Genomic DNA, 16,867 nt, shown 5'->3' on the forward strand with positions numbered 1-16,867 from the left:
TAAAATTATGAAAATAAATATAATAGAAATTTTAAAACAAATCCCTAATTGTTACAATAATTTTGATAAATTAGCATCATTCTGAATAATAAAAACTAATAAAACCTATGACTACAAACAGATTAGAAGCTTTTAGCGACGGCGTTCTTGCTATTATTATTACCATTATGGTTTTGGATTTGAAAGTTCCGCTTGGAGATGATATCATGAGTTTGAAACCTTATATCCCAAAATTTCTGAATTATTTGTTCAGTTTTATTTATGTTGGAATTTATTGGAACAATCATCATCATCTTTTTCAGGCAATTGAAAAAGTAAACGGCGGAATTTTATGGAGTAATTTACATCTACTTTTTTGGTTGTCTTTGCTACCTGTTTCGACTGGTTGGATGGGCGAAAATTACGACTCAACTTTTCCTGTTGCTTTTTATGGATTTGTCCTATTTATGAGTAGTGTAGCATTTATGATTATTGAAAAAATTGCTATAAAACAAGAAGGAAAGGAATCTGTTATTGGAAAATCTCTGAGTAGAAGTTTAAAAGAAAAGACCTCTAGTATTGGTTATTTAGTTGGAATCGGAATTTCATTTATAAAACCCGAAATTGGTATTATTATTTATGCTTTAATCGCTTTATTATGGCTGATTCCAGATAGAAGAATTGAAAAATCGATGCGATAATTATTGATAATCCTCTACAGAATCAATTAATTTTTGAAGAAGATTTGATGTAGAATCTTCTTCAAAATTTTTAAAAGATTGTCCTAACCATAAATTTGTAAACGCTGTATTTTTTTTTGATTTAGAAGCGTTTCTCAACGCATTTGTTAATTTATTTTGATAAGGATAAGGTAAAACAAACTCAGAATTTTCAAACAAACGAATAAATTCATTCTCAATTCCTCGTGCATATCTTCCAGAAAAACTTTTTGTCAAGATAATTTCATTTTCTTTCACATTTTTTAATCGCTCTTTTTCGAACGATTTTAAAGCACTTTCATTGGAACACAAAAACAAACTACCAATCTGAAAAGCGTATGCACCCAGCTGTTTAGCCGCCAAAAGTGTTTTCGCATCATAAATTCCACCAGCAAAAATCAACGGCTTTTTCACAACATCTTTTACTTGCGAAAACAATGAAAAGCCACCAATTTGAGACAAAATATCTGGATTGAAAGTTCCACGATGTCCACCAGCTTCAATTCCTTGTACACAAATCACATCAATATTTGATTTTTCCAATTGTATCGCTTCATCCAGCGTTGTACAAGTCCCTATTAATGTTACGTTATGTTCTTTAAGACGATTAATAGAATCATCATCCAAATTACCAAAAGTAAAGCTCAAAATTTTACATTTTTCTTGTAAAATTACGTCTATTTGCTCCTTATAACCATTTGGTTTTACAGCTTCAATTTCAGGAAAAACAACTTCAAAGTTTTGTTGATGCGAAAGCTCAATTAACTTATTTTTTATTGCGTTATACCTTTGCTTTAATTCTGGTGTGATTTCAGGAATATCGTTTGCAAAAATATTAACAGCAAAAGGTTTATTCGTTAATTTTTTGGTTTGATAGATTCGCTTCAACGAATTTTCTACATCCAAATCGGCAATTGGCAAAGAACCTAAACAGTTACAATTACTTGCTGCAGCAACCATTTCTGATGTCGTTACTCCAAACATTGGTGCTTGAATAATCGGATATTTTACGTCAAATAATGCTGTTAGTTCATTTCGCCAAATCATCTTTTTTTACTTTAAATTTTCTTTCAATTTAGGCATAAAAGCTTTAATCGCAGGAATTAAATCCTCAAAAATTGGATTGTTTTTATTCTTCATTACCACTTCCAAAAATAACTTCAAACCTATTGCAAATTCCACTGATTGATTTTCATTTTCGAACGGATTTTTAGATTTTATCATTTCAATAATCTTAAAAATCTCATCATGATTCATAAAATCTAAAACAATTGGAGCTTGTAATGGCGCATCTTTGTCTAATAATTCGGTCTGTTCTAATGTTAATTTGTAGTGATTTCCTTTCTTCGTCATAAATCTAATTTTTCCAAAAGTAACAGATTAGAATTATCAAAAATTAAAATGATTATTCGTTTAATTGATTGATTAAATCAATAATATTTATTCAAAAAAAGAGCCACATTTCTGCAACTCTTCTATTGTTATTTATCAACTCCTTGATTTACTTGCTTATGACGTTCATTCATTGCTTTCATTTCCGCCATAAATTCTTTGTCTGTCACAACTTTTCCCTTTGTTGGCAAAGTAATCACAACATCTTTATCTAAAATTTCGATTTCTTTCATCGTAAAAACAGCCTTGAATTCATCTGTTGACATTTCTGCTTTCACAATCAAACCTGGTAAATTAGCATAACGATAAGGACCATCTCTATAAGGCAAACTCGTTGTATACCATGCAATCACCTCTTTTCCATCCTCGTCTATTCCAATTGCTTTTGTTGCATTATAACCTGCTATTTCTGTTTTTTCTTTTGTTATTTTCCATTGATAATCAAAGATTTTATCCTTAATCAAAAAGGTTTTCACACCAAAATCTTTCACATTATAAAATTCATTTTTTTCATAATCTTTATATTGTGGATTTGCTTCTGCAGCAATAATCATCTGCGCAATAGAATTATCATTGGATTGATTGTTATCAATTTTAATTTCAGGTTTGAAAGAAGACATTTTTCCATTACTTTCCAATACAAATTTCACCGAAATTCCGCGATCTATTTCACTTTTGAAACTCGCATGATACGCAGCAGGAATACTACTTTTGACTTTATCGAAATCTAAAATAAAATCTGTGTTATAGATCACTTTTATGTTCTCCTTTTTAGCTTGTGCAAACGAAGCAATACAAGAAATAGTAGTAAAACATACCGAAAATATAAGTTTTTTCATGTTATAATAATTTATGGTTTTGTTAGTTTCAAAAGTAAAGAATCAAATGAGATGAATTTGTTAAATATGACACAATAAATCATATCATATTCATAAAATATAATTAGAAAATTTAACAATTTCCTAAAGTTGAGAATTATATAAATTGAAGGAATAAATATTACATTTAAAATATATTGACGACCAAAATTTATGAAATTACAAAAAGGAATTACAGGTTTTGACACCACTCCTAATTACACAATAGAAGATTTAGAGAAAATTCTGAAAGGAATCAAATATCCATTTACCAAGACAGAAGTTGTTCTGAAAGTGAATGATTCATCTAACTTTTATCAAATTAAAATTAATTATCAAAAGACAAAACAAGATTTTTATTTGATTGTAAATTCTACTTATTTAATTTTTGCTTGTGTTGAAAAAAATAGATGTTTCGATTTGAAATTTATTGACTTTCCTGTTGAATTAATTTCACAATTAAAAGCCGAAGTAAATTCAAGTTTGATCCTTCTAAATCCAAAAGAATTAAACAAAAAAGTAGAAGTTTCTGATTTAGAATTATTAGGAGAATCAGAAATAAAACAAATTAATTATTGGAAAAGTAAAACATTGGGAGAGATAGTTTTCAATTGCTTTGATTAAACTTTACGTTTAATAATTCTATTACGTTTTCTTTTCTTGAAAATAATTCGAATTAGACGATAACCATAGGTCACCTTTTTATTTTTTGTAATAATTGGGAATGCCATTGTACACATCAATGAGATGCAAGCAGTTGTACCTAACGCACCTCCATAACCATTGAAAACTTTGCTTGTATAATGCAATAAAACTGCAAATAAAATTGGAGAAAAAACCAACGAAAAATAACTGATACTTATGGTTGATGATACCATTCCAATGAAAGTTCCACCGATTACATACAACGGAATATTTTTGGTATAAAACTCAGGTAAAATTGTCGGAAAGAAATAAAAAAATCCGCCAACAATCATCGCAATCATTGCAGAAGCACGAACTGGACCTTGTTTGAAACGAATATTTAATTCGTACGTTGTTAATGAAGCTATTATTGAACACATCATTAATATTAAAAATTCAGTAATCATTAGCCAATAATTAATTTAAACAACAACATACTCAATAAAACTCCGATAAATGCTAACGTTCCCAGCTTTCCTCCTACACCAACAAATAAAGATTTTGTAGCAAAAAATAACAAGGCTGTAAAAACTCCAGCCGTAATAATCATCCAATAAACATACTGAAAATCAAGCGAAGTCATTCCAATGAAAGCACCACAATATATAGGTCCTGCAATTTGTTTTAGATATTCTGAACGAGGATTAAACTTCGTTAAAAATGAACCTAAAGTTCCGATAATTCCAGCAGAAAAAACGCCTCCTAAACCAAGTTGATTATTGATTAAATACGTTATAATTGCCGCTATAGGAATCCATAAAACTAATGTTTTTCGATCAAATGAATATTCGTGATGATGTAACGGAAATTTGCGGTAAACAATTAGCAATAAAGCACAAATCGCAACAATAATATATGGCACAACATAATGTTCTATTCGCTCGTTCATTATCGCAAATAGAAACAAAAACTGAATTACAAAAATAATCAGTATGGTTACAAATTTTATGATGCGTTTGGTTTGCACAATTATTTTTTGAAGTTGCAAAGTTAGTGACTCGTTCTAACAAAATAGAATAATTTTTATCAGTAAAGTTGTAAAATTTATTAAATTTAAGAACAATATGAAAACACTAGAAAATTTAAAATATCCGATCGGTAAATTTGAAATTCCAGCATCATTTAATAAAGAATCTATTGAACAATGGATTTCAACAATTCGTGAATTTCCACAAAAAATTCAGAATGAAATTACCTCTCTTTCAGAAGCTGAATTAGAACAACAATATCGTCCAGAAGGCTGGACAATTAGACAAGTTGTGCATCATTGTGCAGATAGCCATATGAATAGTTTTATTCGTTTTAAACTGGCTTTAACCGAAGATGTTCCGACAATAAAACCTTACGAGGAAAATATTTGGGCTGAATTAGAAGATTCTAAAAATCTTGACGTCAACATTTCAGTCAATTTGCTATTTGCGCTGCATCAACGTTGGGTTGTTTTGTTAAATTCGTTTGTTGAAAGCGATTGGGAGAAAAAATTTCGTCATCCAGAAACAAATCAATTGATTGATTTAAAAACAAATCTTGCGATTTATGCTTGGCATTGCAATCATCATTTGGCGCACATACAGCAAGCTAAAAAAGTTAATGTATCTTTACAAAATATTTTATAACCCATGAAATACATCAATTATTTTCTATTATTTTTATCTACAATCATTAGTGTTTTTCTGTTTTTTGTAAGCGCTAATCAAATTGAACTTGTTCCGAATAAAAATGAAGGTTATAAAGGTGAACAAATTATGCTGATTGAAAAATCGAATGATATACAGTTTGTGAAAAATATAGCAGAAACTTCAATAGATAAATATGATATAATGTACAACCAATTATCAGATTTTGCAGCAAAAATGAATACGTGGATTATTTTATTATTTATTCTTCAACTTGTTATGGGCGTGCTTTTCTTTCTACAATTTCGAAAAAATAAAATAAAAAATCTCAAGTCAATTCAAGATTAACTTGAGATTATATTGACTTAAATTATCACAAAAAATAAGTCATTCTACCTAAAAAAATATCTATTCTTCAATTAATTCAGCTGAAAAACCAACTTCCTCAATTGTATCAATAATTTCTTCGTCTGTTGCTTGATTAATTTTTACAGACAAAACTTTATCAGGATTATCAGTATCAACTTCCCAAGCTTCTAAACCATCTAACTTATCCAAAAAAGGCTTCACTTTGCTCACGCAACCACTACAATTTATATTTGTTTTGAATTTTAATTCTTTTGTTTCCATAATTCATTGTTTTTTGTTTTACAAATTTCGCTAGAATTGGCACAAAATCGTTTACAAAATTTCGCTAAATAGTTATATGATTTCTGTACTTATTAATCGTTTTGAGCTACTTTTGCATTCAAACAAAACAATTTCAATTTCTTTACAAATGAGTCAACAAAATGACCAAAATATTGTCTTAGCTATCGACGAAAAACCGAAGTTAGGACAAGGTATATTATTAAGTATACAACATCTTTTTGCGATGTTTGGCGCAACAGTTTTAGTTCCTGCTTTGACAGGAATGTCACCAGCAATTGCATTAATTTCGAGCGGAATCGGAACTTTAGTTTTCATCTTAATTACGCGAGGAAAAGTCCCTTCTTACCTTGGTTCTTCATTTGCTTTTATCAATCCAATTATCGCAATGAAAGCTTTAGAAGCAAACCCAGAAAGTGGAATTGCGACAGGAAGTTTCTTGGTAGGTAGTTTTTTGGTAGGTGTTACCTATTCATTGGTCGCACTATTTATCGCAACAGCAGGAACAAAATGGTTAATGAAACTTTTACCTCCTATTGTTGTTGGTCCAGTAATTATGGTAATTGGTCTGGGATTAGCTTCTACAGCAATCAAAATGGTGACAAATAATCCTTCAGGCGAATATGATTTAACCTATGTTACAATTGGTTTTTTTACCTTAATTATCACGATAATTACAGCGATTTTCAGTAAAGGTTTTTTGAGTGTAATTCCAGTTTTAGTCGGAATTATTGGAGGATATATTTTTGCAATTACAATGGGTGTTGTTGATTTAAATCCTGTTATAGAAGCAAAATGGTTGATGATTCCAGATTTTACGGTTCCTTTTGTAGATTATACGCCTACATTATCTTGGTATGTTATTTTCTTAATGATTCCAGTTGCAATTGTGCCAATCGCTGAACATATCGGACATCAATTAGTTTTGAGTAAAGTCGTGAACAAAGATTTAATTGAAGATCCAGGTTTAGACCGATCTATGTTAGGAGATGGAATTGCAACAATGATTGCAGCTTGTTTAGGTGGGCCTCCAAACACAACGTATGGCGAGAATATTGGTGTTTTAGCTATTACAAGAGCTTTTAGTATTTATGTATTTATTGGAGCAGCATGTTTTGCTATTTTATTTGGATTTTGTGGTAAAGTTTCAGCTTTATTAAGTACAATTCCAACACCAGTTATGGGTGGCGTTTCAATTTTATTATTTGGAATTATTGCTTCGAGCGGTTTGAGAATGCTAATCGAAAATAAAGTTGATTTTAAGATAAAACGAAACCTAATCATTTCATCTGTTATCCTAATTATAGGAATTGGTGGTGCTGCAATTCACATTGGAGATTTATTTTCTTTAGAAGGAATGGCTTTGGCTTCTATAATTGGAGTTGCTCTAAATTTAATTCTTCCGGGAAGAGAATTTGTCTCGTTTAAGGAAATGTTTGATGAAGAAAATTAGATTATCATAAAAATAAAAAAGACGGAAACTTATAATTTCCGTCTTTTTTATTAAATATTTTTTGTTCTTAAACTTCGTCAAAATCAATTGCTAAAGTAGCTGTTTTTGGGCGAGAAATACACGCTAAGGTCATTCCTTCTTCGTAATCAGAATCCGTTAAGACATAGTTGTCTCCAATATGCACTTCACCTTCCGTTATCTTACACATACAAGACGAACAAACACCTCCTTTGCATGAATATGGTGCGTCAATACCAGCATCTAACATCGTATCAATCAAATTTTTTCCTCTATCCCACGTCACTTCAGAAGTTTCTCCATCAAGCGTTACAGTAACTTGAACCGTTTGAGGCCCTTCATCATGTTTTGTAAAAATATCTTCTGTTTTCACTGAAGGATTAAACATTTCGAAATGAATATGTTTCTCGATAATTCCAGCTTCGTTGATTTTCTTAGCTAAAGTCAAAATCATTTGTTCTGGTCCACAAACCATTGCTTCATCGACTTCGTTGATATCAATAATTTGATTCAAGATTAAATCAAATTTCTTCTCATCAATTCGTCCATTGTAAATGAAATTCTCCTGATCTTGACGCGTATAAAAATGATGAATAAAAACATTGTTTGGATATTTTTGTTTTAATTCTGTCAAACGCTCTTTGAACATGATTGAGTTTTCATCTCTATTCACATAAAAAATATGAAAGTTTACCCACTCCTCTGTTTGCAACGTAAACTCTAACATACTCATAATTGGAGTAATTCCACTACCAGCTGTAAAAGCTAATAATGTACGTTTTTCATTTGGTTTTGTTGGAATTGTAAAACGTCCACTTGGCGTAGAAACTTCCAATTGATCACCAACTTTTAACTCATTTGCTAAATAAGAAGAAATCTTTCCATTTGGTTGAGATTTAACACCAATGCTCCATTTTTTATCATTAGGAGATTCACACAAAGAGTAATCTCTTCGTTCTCCATTAATATTAAGAGTGATATATTGTCCAGGTAAAAAATTGTATTCTTCGTGTAATTCCTCAGGAACATCAAACGAAATTTGAACAGCATCAGCCGTTAATTTTACAATTTCTTTTACTGTTAATAAATTAAATTTCATAGTCGTATACTATTTATAATTCTTAAAACAACTCGTTATTTAAGATTGTTCTGCTAACTTTGTACAAAAGTAAGATTTTAGATTAAATAGAAAAAATATATGGAAATAGCATTGATTGCTCATGATGGGAAAAAAGCTGAAATGGTCAATTTTTTAATGAAACATAAAGAAGCTTTAAATAAAAATAATATCACATTTATCGCTACAGGAACGACAGGAAAGTATGCGGAGCAAACTGGACTAAAAGTCACGCGCTATCTATCTGGTCCTCTTGGTGGTGACGCGCAAATTGCCGCTCGAGTTGTAGAAGGAAAAACAGATATGGTTTTCTTTTTTAGAGATCCGATGGGAAAACATCCGCACGAACCAGATGTGAATATGTTATTGAGACTGTGCGATGTACACAATATTCCATTAGCTACAAACCCAGCTACAGCAGAAATGTTATTAGATCATTTGAAATAATTTTTCTTAAGCTAATCTTAAGTTTATTCTGATTGTTTTGGATGATAATTTGTTTAATATTGAATAGAAATTTTAACTGAATATAAATAACAATTCAAAACAAAATCACTATGAATTTAATTAAAAAAACAGCTATCGCGCTTAGCTTATTTGCATTTACTGGATCTACTGTAGCATTTGCTCAAACTAAAACTCCAGCTAAAACTGATAAAACAGAAACAGCAAAAACAAAGGCTACAACTGATAAAAAAACAACAGAAGCAAAAAAGGATGTAAAAGCGACTACAACTAAGAAAACTGAAGTTACCCCTAAAGGTTCAACAGACAAAAAAGTAGCTTCAGAGAAAAAAGTGGAGAAAACGACTACTCCAAAAAAAGAAACAAAAACAACTGTAGCTAAAACAACAACTGCGGGGACTTACAATGGACACAAAGTTTTTGTAGGGCCAAAAGGTGGAAAATACTATATCAACGACAACGGAAATAAAACGTATATCAAACAATAGTTTTTATCCTAATAAAAATAATAAAGGCTGTCTTATTTGTTAGGACAGCCTTTTTAAATTACATTTTTATAATAAATATTTTCTGGATTTTGAGGATCGATTAAGATGTCTACATCTTTTCCTTTTTTTAAAATCTCATTTGCGTTAACATCTCCAAAATATTCAAATTCTGTATAATAAATTTTTTCAGTATTTGGATGTTTATAAAAAACTTCAACTATATAGTCTGGCAAATGATTTTCTCCTAATAAACCTCTTTTTATTTCAATAATATGTGCTTTTACTTTTACTCCTTTATTTAATAATCTTGAATGATTTAGGTAATCAAATAAATTTACAAAACCTAAATATCCCGTAAACAAACTACAGAACAGAAAAACTACTCCAAGCAGTTGATTAAAAAATACACCAAGATTTAGAAAAGAGCATATTAGAACAAATCCTAAACTTAGGATTAAACATCCTATTGCGATTGACAATTTCATTATTCTTGTATTTGCTATCTGTTTTTCACAAACCGTACCAAAAACAAAAAATTGTCCTATAAAAATAATTTTATTATAAATTTATTCAAACATCTTAATAAGCTGCTGTAAATCTGCTTTTTATATGATTTGCATTTTCTATTTCATCTGCAATCACCACTGCAACATCTTCCACAGACAAAATACTACGTCCTTCTGCATTGAAAACTGGTACATCATTTCCTAAACGATATGTTCCTTTTCGCTCTCCAGAAGTTCCTTGATGCATTTCTGGCGCTGGAGAAAACATTGTCCAATCCAACTCATTATCTTGTTTCAAGATATTATAATAATCTCTCGCTGCCAAAGCGCCTTGCTTTATTTGTTCAGGAAAATCTGGCGCGTCTACAATTTGTAATTCTTTTTGATCATTCACATACAAACTTCCCGCTCCACCAATAACAATCAAACGTTTTACGCCTGCTAATTTAGTTGCTTCTTCAATAGCTTTTGCGCCTTTCAAATAATCTTCATAAATATTTGGATTCGTCCAACCAGCATTAAAAGCACTTACAACCACATCAGCACCTTTCAAATCTGTCGCCAAAGCTTGCACATCGTTTACATCTAACGCCACTTTTGCTACATTTTTACTATCTAAAACCTTGTCTGTATTTCTAGCAAATGCTTTGATAGATTGATTTCTATTTACCAATTCTTCTACGATATGTGAGCCTACAAAACCTGTTGCTCCAATTACTGCTACTCTCATTTTATTTAATTTTATATTGTAATTAATTTTGTTACATTTAAAGATAAAAAAATTTACTGAAATTCATCAGAAAATTGTTTTAAAGTTTTATGATTTAACGATTTAATCAACTCTGATTCAGCATGATCAAATAATTTTTCAAGATTATCATTCATTTGTTTACCAACTGGACATTCAGGATTGGTATGATTCATTCGTCCAAAAACATTTTCTTGATTGACAATTTTATAGACATCGCCTAACAAAATATCAGTAGAATCTTTAACTAAATAAATTCCTCCTTCTTTACCTTTTTTCGAATCGATGAAACCTGCTTCTTTCAAGAATTTAATCTCACGACGAACCACAACAGGATTAACATTAATACTTCCAGCAATAAAATCAGAAGTAATTAATTGTCCTTTAAATTTTTCAGTCAAAACTAAAATATGAATCGCCGTTGCAAATCTTAAATTATTCATTTCTTTAAATCGATGAGACAAATTTAGTACAAAATTTTTAATTGTAACAAATATTGATACAATTTTATTAATTAATTTCTCTTAAATTTGTTGCATACTCCTATACATATGGAAAATTATAAAAAACATTTATCAAATATTATTGATCTCACAGAAGAACAATGGGCAGAAATTGAAAAATTTTTGGTGGTAAAACACATCAAAAAGAATGAATTTATTTTAGAACCTGGCGAATATTCTGAAGATTATTTTTTTGTAGAATCTGGCGTTATTCGTTCTTATACAATAGATGAAAACGGAAAAGAACATGTTTTACAATTTGGTACAGAAAATTGGATTGTAAGCGATAGAAATAGTGCTTTTTGTAAGCAACAATCAAAATTTTATATTCAAGCAATAGAAGATTCTACCGTTATTTTATTGAATGAAAAATTGAACGATTTAATCACTCGATTAAATCCAAATTATTTAGCTGCTCAAAATAAATTAATTCAAAATCATGTACGTAGTTTACAAGATCGTATTAATTTGTTACTTGGTGCATCTGCAAAGACTCGTTATTTAGAATTTATGCGTCTTTATCCCAACCAACTCTCTCGCATACCACAATGGATGATTGCCTCATATTTAGGCATCACACCCGAAAGTTTAAGTAGAGTTCGTAAAGAAATAGCACATGGATAGTTATAGTTTTGAAATTTTTGTACCAGAAAAACCTAAAAAAAATAATAAACAGATTGCAAAAGTAATCTTATCATTTCTAGCGGTTACTGTAATTAGTTTTGTGTTTTTGGAACTGAAAGTGTTCAAAAATCAAACTTATTATTACATTTTTATTGGGCTTTTAGCAACAGCTGTTGCTTATTGGAATGGTTATTTTAAGCGACCTTCGGCAGAATTGAAAGGTAATTTTGATGGAAAATTGACATTTACAAAAGATACAATTTCTGTAAAGGATCAAACTTTTTCAATCAACGATTTGTTTTCTATTGTCATTGATAATGAAGATTACAAAGGAAAAGCTGTAAAGGAATTTGGAGAATTCGAAAATCCAGAAGGTTCGCACGGAATTAGTAATTTGATTACATTAAAAACAAAAGACAATCAATTTATTGAGGCTTATTTTTTACAAAAATCGTTAAATGAATTTTCTAAAATCGAATCATTTTTAATTCAATATTACAAAAACAATTTACTTTCTGAAGATGATTTAATTTCGATCATGCATTTAGAATATGATATTGATAAGAACGAATTGAGAAAAAAATTAAGATAATTTAATTTTTCACTAACATATAAAAGTTGAGTTACTCTCATTATTTAATGTAATTTTGTACCACTTAAAAACAATAATTTATGCAACCAACAGCAGAATGGTTAAAAACTTGGGAATCTAAAAGAGAATTCACTTTAGCTCCTAATGATTTAGAAAAATATTTTAAAGATAAAGAAATTGGAGGTGTAGAAATCGACCAAATCGAAATGGGAGAAGTTTCTTTACCATCAGGTAAAATATTTGTAAATGATCCTTTGGGAGAGTATTTATCAATGGATAAAGATCCTTATTTCCTTGAAACGCCAAAAGGTAATTTTCCTGTAACTGCAAGCATCGTAAAATTTGAAGACGATGGTGACGTTGAGAATTTGATTGGTTGTATCAAAGTTGCTTTTACAAACGAAAAACCTGTTCGTTATGAAGAAGCAATGAAAGGAATTGAGTTGATTGACGAATTACAAGAAGGAGAATATTTTGGTTTTTCTATCGAAAGTGGTTTAGCAACAATTGTTGATGCAGAAGCAAAAGATTCTTTTGTAAAATTCATTGATGAATTCGAAAGCAAAGGTGATGTAAATTTATACGATGATTATTTCAATGCATTATTCGTAGAAAACGCTAAAAATAACCCAAAATATCAGTCAGAAGAAGGAGATTGGATCAATTGGACAATTCCAAATACAGAATTCAAATCGCCAATTTTTCAAGCTGGTTTTGGAGAAGGAATCTACCCTGCTTACTTTGGTTATAATGAAAAAGGAGAAATTGTTGCATTTTATATTCAATTCATCGATGCTGAATTAGAAGATTCAGAAGATGATGACGAATGGTTGTAATTAATTTTTCGATCAAATAATATTTAGATCCTTCAAGAAATTGAGGGATTTTTTTTGTTTCTATTTTTATAATTTCTAAAATTATACCTTAAACTGTATCTTTGCATCGATTTTAAAGAAACAAATGTCCAGTTATTTTCAATATTTTAAAAAACCAATTACAACATACGAACTTCCCGAAAAGTTTGATTATCCATTTTATTATGAACCAACTGAAATTGCAAAACAAGCATGTAAAGAGGTACAAGAATACTTGGAAAATCAAATCGATTTTGAACATAATTTTGGTTTAGAAAATGACGTATTTTCTACTCCAATTGGTAAAATGTTTGGAGTTTTAGTTGTTCGAAATCAGGAGAACAAAATTGGTTATTTAGCAGCTGTTTCGGGGAAATTGGCTAATACTAATCAGCACAAACTTTTTGTTCCACCTGTTTTTGATATGTTGAATAAAAATGGTTTTTTCTTAGAACAAGAAGAACGTTTAAATGAAATCAATCGTATTTTAGAATCATTAGAGAATAATCAAAACTATCTACAACTTAAAGAAGGTTTTATTCAATTTGAAATCAATTCTAAATTAAAAATTGAAGAAGGAAAACAACTTTTAAAATCAAATAAAAAAGATCGAAAAGCTCAACGCGAAACAATTTTATCAACTTTATCTGAAGGAGAAATTAAATTTTTTGAAGAAGATTTAGTAAAACAAAGCTTACGCGATAAATATGAATTCAGAGTTTTGAGTGAAAAACTTGATGCTGAAAAACAGCTTTTATTAAACGAAATAAATGTTTTTGAGAATAAAATCAATTCTTTAAAAGAAGAACGAAAAACAAAATCTAATTCACTTCAAAATCAATTATTTAATCAATATCAATTCTTAAATAAGTTTAAGCAAGAAAAAGGATTATTAGAGATTTTTTCGAACACTGTTTTTCAACAACCTCCAGCTGCTGCAGGAGAATGTGCTGCACCCAAATTATTGCAATATGCGTTTCAAAATGATTTAGAACCAATTTGTATGGCTGAGTTTTGGTGGGGAGATTCGCCTAAGTCTGAAGTTAGAAAACATAGACAATTTTATCCAGCTTGTACAGGAAAATGTGAGCCTATTTTAGGACATATGTTGCAAGGAATTGTACTGAATGAAAACTTATTATTGAAGCAAAATTCTACCGTTGAAGAGTTAGAAATTTTATATCAAGATGAAGATTTGGTTGTTATCAATAAACCAGAAGAGTTTCTTTCGGTTCCTGGAATTGAGATTAAAGATTCGGTTTACCTTAGAATTAAACATCAATTTCCTTTGGCTACAGGTCCGATTATTGTTCATCGTTTGGATATGTCAACTTCTGGAATTCTTGTTTTAGCTTTAAATAAAGAGAGTCATAAAATTCTTCAACAACAATTCATTAAACGTAAAGTTCATAAACGTTATATTGCCCTTTTAGAAGGAAATATCGAACATGATAACGGTTTTATAGATTTGCCTTTGCGTGTCGATTTGGACGACAGACCACGACAAATGGTTTGTTATGAACATGGAAAAACGGCGCAAACAAAATATGAAGTCATTACAAGAAAAGACAATAAAACGCTTGTCCATTTTTACCCAATTACTGGTCGTACACATCAATTGCGCATGCATGCTTCGCATCGTTTGGGACTAAATGCACCGATTATTGGCGATGATTTATATGGAAAAAAAGCAAATCGTTTACATTTACATGCAGAATCTTTAGAATTTACACATCCAAAAACGAAAGAATTGATGAAATTTCAGGTAGAACCAAATTTTAATCTCTAATTTTGCGAAAGAATACAAAGAATGGAAAATAAAGATTTGACAATACGAGAAGTGATTTATCGCGATATGGATACGTTAATTATGGCAAAATTGAAAAACGGATCTAACATTTCGATTGATGATTTGATCGATATTTCTTCTTATTTAGCAGCAAGTTTGTTCCGTGAACGTTGGAAACAAAAAGGTGAGTTGAGCGAAGAGGAAGTGAATATCGTTTTAGGAAATTTAGGTGATTTTTGCAACGAGCATTTTGGTGAATATTTTACTCAACAAGATTTTGATAAAATTGTAAAGATTTCTCAATTATTGTTACAAAAACCTACGTTTGATAACGATTCGAAAGATTTTTTTGATGAAATATTGAAAAATTAGAGAAAAAATTAATCATAAAAAAACCACTTCATTAGAAGTGGTTTTTTATTTATCTAAAATTGATTAATCAATTACTTTTCCAATTAAATCGAATTCGTAAGCTTCAATAATCTCCACATTTACAAAATCACCAACTGGTAAATAGGTATCAATTGCTGAAATCAAAACTTCGTTATCAACGTCTGGCGAATCATATTCTGTACGTCCAATAAAATTCTCACCTTCTTTGCGATCAATCATTACTCTAAATTGTTTTCCAATTTTTTCTTGATTCAAATCGTACGAAATCTGAGACTGAATTTCCATAATTTCTTCAACACGTTGTTGTTTTACTTCTTCAGGAACATCATCTTCCAAATTATAGGCATGCGTATTTTCTTCATGAGAATAAGTAAAACATCCCAAACGATCAAATTTTTGCTCTTGTACCCACGCTTTCATTTCTTGAAAATCTTCTTCCGTTTCACCAGGATAACCGCAAATCAACGTTGTACGAATCGCCATATCAGGAACTTTTGTACGCATTGCATCTAACAAAGCATTCGTTTTTTCGTGTGTTGTTCCACGACGCATAGATTTTAATAATTTCGTCGAAATATGTTGTAACGGAATATCGATATAATTACAAACTTTTGGTTCTTCACGAATTACATCCAAAACATCTTCTGGGAAACCAGCCGGAAATGCGTAATGCAAACGAATCCATTCGATTCCTTCAATTTTAACTAATTCTTTTAATAAAGTCGCTAATTCACGTTTTTTATAAATATCTAATCCATAATACGTTAAATCTTGCGCAATCAAAATCAATTCTTTCGTTCCATTTTTTGCTAATTTAGTAGCTTCTGTAACTAGATCTTCGATTGGACGAGAAACATTTCCTCCACGCATCAAAGGAATTGCACAAAAAGAACAAGGACGATCACAACCTTCTGCAATTTTAAGATAAGCATAATGACGAGGGGTTGTTGTTAAACGTTCTCCAACTAATTCATGCTTGTAATCTGCTCCTAAAGCTTTTAACAATAATGGTAACTCACGCGTACCAAAATATTGGTCAACATTTGGAATTTGCTCAATTAAATCTGGTTTGTATCGCTCTGACAAACATCCTGTCACGAAAACTTTTTCCACCAAACCATCTTCCTTACGTTGAACGTAATCTAAAATTGTATCAACACTTTCTTCCTTTGCATTATCAATGAAACCACAAGTATTAATCACCACAATTTCCCCAGATTGCTCATGTACAACCTCTTTCCCATTGGCTTTCAGCTGTCCCATTAACACCTCAGAATCGTATACATTTTTAGAACATCCTAACGTAATTACATTAATTTTCTTTTTTCCAGTCGATTTTGTACGCATTACTCTAATTTAAGTTTGCAAAATTACAAAATATTTGAGAGAACTAACCGAAAAGATTGAATGGAACAAGTATAA

General features: G+C 30.2%; 23 protein-coding genes. 12 read left to right on the forward strand and 11 right to left on the reverse strand.

The window, feature by feature from the left end; translation table 11 throughout:
• Nucleotides 1-107 precede the first annotated feature (107 nt).
• On the forward strand, nucleotides 108-680 hold the full coding sequence (locus tag B4A23_RS03540; protein WP_180906759.1) for a TMEM175 family protein: 573 nt from the start codon (nucleotides 108-110) through the stop codon (nucleotides 678-680).
• Here B4A23_RS03540 and B4A23_RS03545 read toward each other — a convergent pair whose 3' ends face one another.
• The 3 genes from B4A23_RS03545 to B4A23_RS03555 all read right to left on the reverse strand — a co-directional run bounded on the left by B4A23_RS03545 (nucleotide 681) and on the right by B4A23_RS03555 (nucleotide 2,929).
• Nucleotides 681-1,745, reverse strand: coding sequence for an NAD(P)H-dependent flavin oxidoreductase (locus B4A23_RS03545; protein ID WP_291116927.1), 1,065 nt, complete (start codon nucleotides 1,743-1,745; stop codon nucleotides 681-683). It abuts the gene before it with no gap.
• Nucleotides 1,746-1,751: 6 nt separating this feature from the next.
• A complete protein-coding gene (locus tag B4A23_RS03550) occupies nucleotides 1,752-2,051 on the reverse strand; it encodes a DUF3861 domain-containing protein (protein WP_180906757.1) in 300 nt (99 codons plus the stop codon).
• Nucleotides 2,052-2,179: 128 nt separating this feature from the next.
• Nucleotides 2,180-2,929, reverse strand: a complete 750-nt coding sequence (locus B4A23_RS03555) for a GLPGLI family protein (RefSeq protein WP_180906756.1) — start codon at nucleotides 2,927-2,929, stop codon at nucleotides 2,180-2,182.
• A gap of 192 nt (nucleotides 2,930-3,121) precedes the next feature.
• Between B4A23_RS03555 and B4A23_RS03560 the strand changes: the two genes are divergently transcribed.
• On the forward strand, nucleotides 3,122-3,571 hold the full coding sequence (locus B4A23_RS03560) for a hypothetical protein (RefSeq protein WP_180906755.1): 450 nt from the start codon (nucleotides 3,122-3,124) through the stop codon (nucleotides 3,569-3,571).
• Here B4A23_RS03560 and B4A23_RS03565 read toward each other — a convergent pair.
• Nucleotides 3,568-4,014: a hypothetical protein gene (locus tag B4A23_RS03565; RefSeq protein ID WP_180906754.1), complete on the reverse strand. Its 447-nt coding sequence runs from the start codon at nucleotides 4,012-4,014 to the stop codon at nucleotides 3,568-3,570. The two genes, B4A23_RS03560 and B4A23_RS03565, sit on opposite strands and share 4 nt — an antisense overlap.
• 23 nt (nucleotides 4,015-4,037) lie before the next feature.
• On the reverse strand, nucleotides 4,038-4,520 hold the full coding sequence (locus tag B4A23_RS03570; protein WP_052217819.1) for a hypothetical protein: 483 nt from the start codon (nucleotides 4,518-4,520) through the stop codon (nucleotides 4,038-4,040).
• 175 nt (nucleotides 4,521-4,695) lie between these two features.
• Between B4A23_RS03570 and B4A23_RS03575 the strand changes: the two genes are divergently transcribed.
• Both B4A23_RS03575 and B4A23_RS03580 read left to right on the forward strand, forming a co-directional pair.
• Nucleotides 4,696-5,247 (forward strand): YfiT family bacillithiol transferase, encoded by a 552-nt coding sequence (locus B4A23_RS03575; protein WP_180906753.1) that lies wholly within the window; start codon nucleotides 4,696-4,698, stop codon nucleotides 5,245-5,247.
• 3 nt (nucleotides 5,248-5,250) lie between these two features.
• Nucleotides 5,251-5,595, forward strand: coding sequence for a hypothetical protein (locus B4A23_RS03580; protein ID WP_286473614.1), 345 nt, complete (start codon nucleotides 5,251-5,253; stop codon nucleotides 5,593-5,595).
• A gap of 60 nt (nucleotides 5,596-5,655) precedes the next feature.
• On the opposite strand, the gene B4A23_RS03585 is transcribed toward B4A23_RS03580, so the two are convergent.
• Nucleotides 5,656-5,877: a heavy-metal-associated domain-containing protein gene (locus B4A23_RS03585; RefSeq protein ID WP_038335762.1), complete on the reverse strand. Its 222-nt coding sequence runs from the start codon at nucleotides 5,875-5,877 to the stop codon at nucleotides 5,656-5,658.
• A gap of 148 nt (nucleotides 5,878-6,025) precedes the next feature.
• Here B4A23_RS03585 and B4A23_RS03590 point away from each other — a divergent pair, with 148 nt between their 5' ends.
• Nucleotides 6,026-7,348, forward strand: coding sequence for a solute carrier family 23 protein (locus B4A23_RS03590; protein WP_291116934.1), 1,323 nt, complete (start codon nucleotides 6,026-6,028; stop codon nucleotides 7,346-7,348).
• A gap of 67 nt (nucleotides 7,349-7,415) precedes the next feature.
• On the opposite strand, the gene B4A23_RS03595 is transcribed toward B4A23_RS03590, so the two are convergent.
• The gene (locus tag B4A23_RS03595) at nucleotides 7,416-8,465 is read right to left on the reverse strand and encodes a 2Fe-2S iron-sulfur cluster-binding protein (protein ID WP_280037963.1); all 1,050 of its coding nucleotides are present in this window, start codon (nucleotides 8,463-8,465) and stop codon (nucleotides 7,416-7,418) included.
• Between the two features lie 99 nt (nucleotides 8,466-8,564).
• Between B4A23_RS03595 and B4A23_RS03600 the strand changes: the two genes are divergently transcribed.
• Together B4A23_RS03600 and B4A23_RS03605 are read left to right on the forward strand one after the other, a co-directional pair.
• Entirely contained in the window at nucleotides 8,565-8,930 is a 366-nt protein-coding gene (locus B4A23_RS03600) for a methylglyoxal synthase (RefSeq protein ID WP_019973715.1), read from the forward strand.
• A gap of 110 nt (nucleotides 8,931-9,040) precedes the next feature.
• Nucleotides 9,041-9,436 carry a hypothetical protein gene (locus B4A23_RS03605; RefSeq protein WP_291116937.1) on the forward strand — a complete coding sequence of 132 codons (396 nt, stop codon included), beginning with the start codon at nucleotides 9,041-9,043 and terminating at the stop codon, nucleotides 9,434-9,436.
• Between the two features lie 53 nt (nucleotides 9,437-9,489).
• Here B4A23_RS03605 and B4A23_RS03610 read toward each other — a convergent pair whose 3' ends face one another.
• From B4A23_RS03610 to B4A23_RS03620, 3 genes are all read right to left on the reverse strand, one after another.
• Nucleotides 9,490-9,921, reverse strand: a complete 432-nt coding sequence (locus B4A23_RS03610; protein WP_291116940.1) for a hypothetical protein — start codon at nucleotides 9,919-9,921, stop codon at nucleotides 9,490-9,492.
• A gap of 94 nt (nucleotides 9,922-10,015) precedes the next feature.
• A complete protein-coding gene (locus B4A23_RS03615; protein WP_286485086.1) occupies nucleotides 10,016-10,672 on the reverse strand; it encodes an NAD(P)-dependent oxidoreductase in 657 nt (218 codons plus the stop codon).
• A 53-nt stretch (nucleotides 10,673-10,725) separates the two neighbouring features.
• Nucleotides 10,726-11,133 (reverse strand): RrF2 family transcriptional regulator, encoded by a 408-nt coding sequence (locus B4A23_RS03620; protein WP_291116945.1) that lies wholly within the window; start codon nucleotides 11,131-11,133, stop codon nucleotides 10,726-10,728.
• Nucleotides 11,134-11,241: 108 nt separating this feature from the next.
• Between B4A23_RS03620 and B4A23_RS03625 the strand changes: the two genes are divergently transcribed.
• The 5 genes from B4A23_RS03625 (at nucleotide 11,242) to B4A23_RS03645 (ending at nucleotide 15,424) form a co-directional block, all read left to right on the forward strand.
• Nucleotides 11,242-11,817 (forward strand): Crp/Fnr family transcriptional regulator, encoded by a 576-nt coding sequence (locus B4A23_RS03625; protein WP_038335750.1) that lies wholly within the window; start codon nucleotides 11,242-11,244, stop codon nucleotides 11,815-11,817.
• On the forward strand, nucleotides 11,810-12,409 hold the full coding sequence (locus B4A23_RS03630; RefSeq protein ID WP_286512845.1) for a hypothetical protein: 600 nt from the start codon (nucleotides 11,810-11,812) through the stop codon (nucleotides 12,407-12,409). The genes B4A23_RS03625 and B4A23_RS03630 overlap by 8 nt, the downstream gene beginning before the upstream one ends.
• Before the next feature lie 80 nt (nucleotides 12,410-12,489).
• Nucleotides 12,490-13,245: a DUF4241 domain-containing protein gene (locus B4A23_RS03635; RefSeq protein ID WP_291116948.1), complete on the forward strand. Its 756-nt coding sequence runs from the start codon at nucleotides 12,490-12,492 to the stop codon at nucleotides 13,243-13,245.
• Between the two features lie 124 nt (nucleotides 13,246-13,369).
• Entirely contained in the window at nucleotides 13,370-15,052 is a 1,683-nt protein-coding gene (locus tag B4A23_RS03640; protein WP_291116951.1) for an RluA family pseudouridine synthase, read from the forward strand.
• 21 nt (nucleotides 15,053-15,073) lie between these two features.
• Entirely contained in the window at nucleotides 15,074-15,424 is a 351-nt protein-coding gene (locus tag B4A23_RS03645) for a hypothetical protein (RefSeq protein WP_286485093.1), read from the forward strand.
• A 63-nt stretch (nucleotides 15,425-15,487) separates the two neighbouring features.
• On the opposite strand, the gene rimO is transcribed toward B4A23_RS03645, so the two are convergent.
• The gene (rimO, locus tag B4A23_RS03650) at nucleotides 15,488-16,792 is read right to left on the reverse strand and encodes a 30S ribosomal protein S12 methylthiotransferase RimO (RefSeq protein WP_280037970.1); all 1,305 of its coding nucleotides are present in this window, start codon (nucleotides 16,790-16,792) and stop codon (nucleotides 15,488-15,490) included.
• Nucleotides 16,793-16,867 lie beyond the last annotated feature (75 nt).

Source organism: Empedobacter sp. UBA7248 (genome assembly GCF_002472945.1).
Taxonomy (GTDB): domain Bacteria; phylum Bacteroidota; class Bacteroidia; order Flavobacteriales; family Weeksellaceae; genus Empedobacter; species Empedobacter falsenii_C.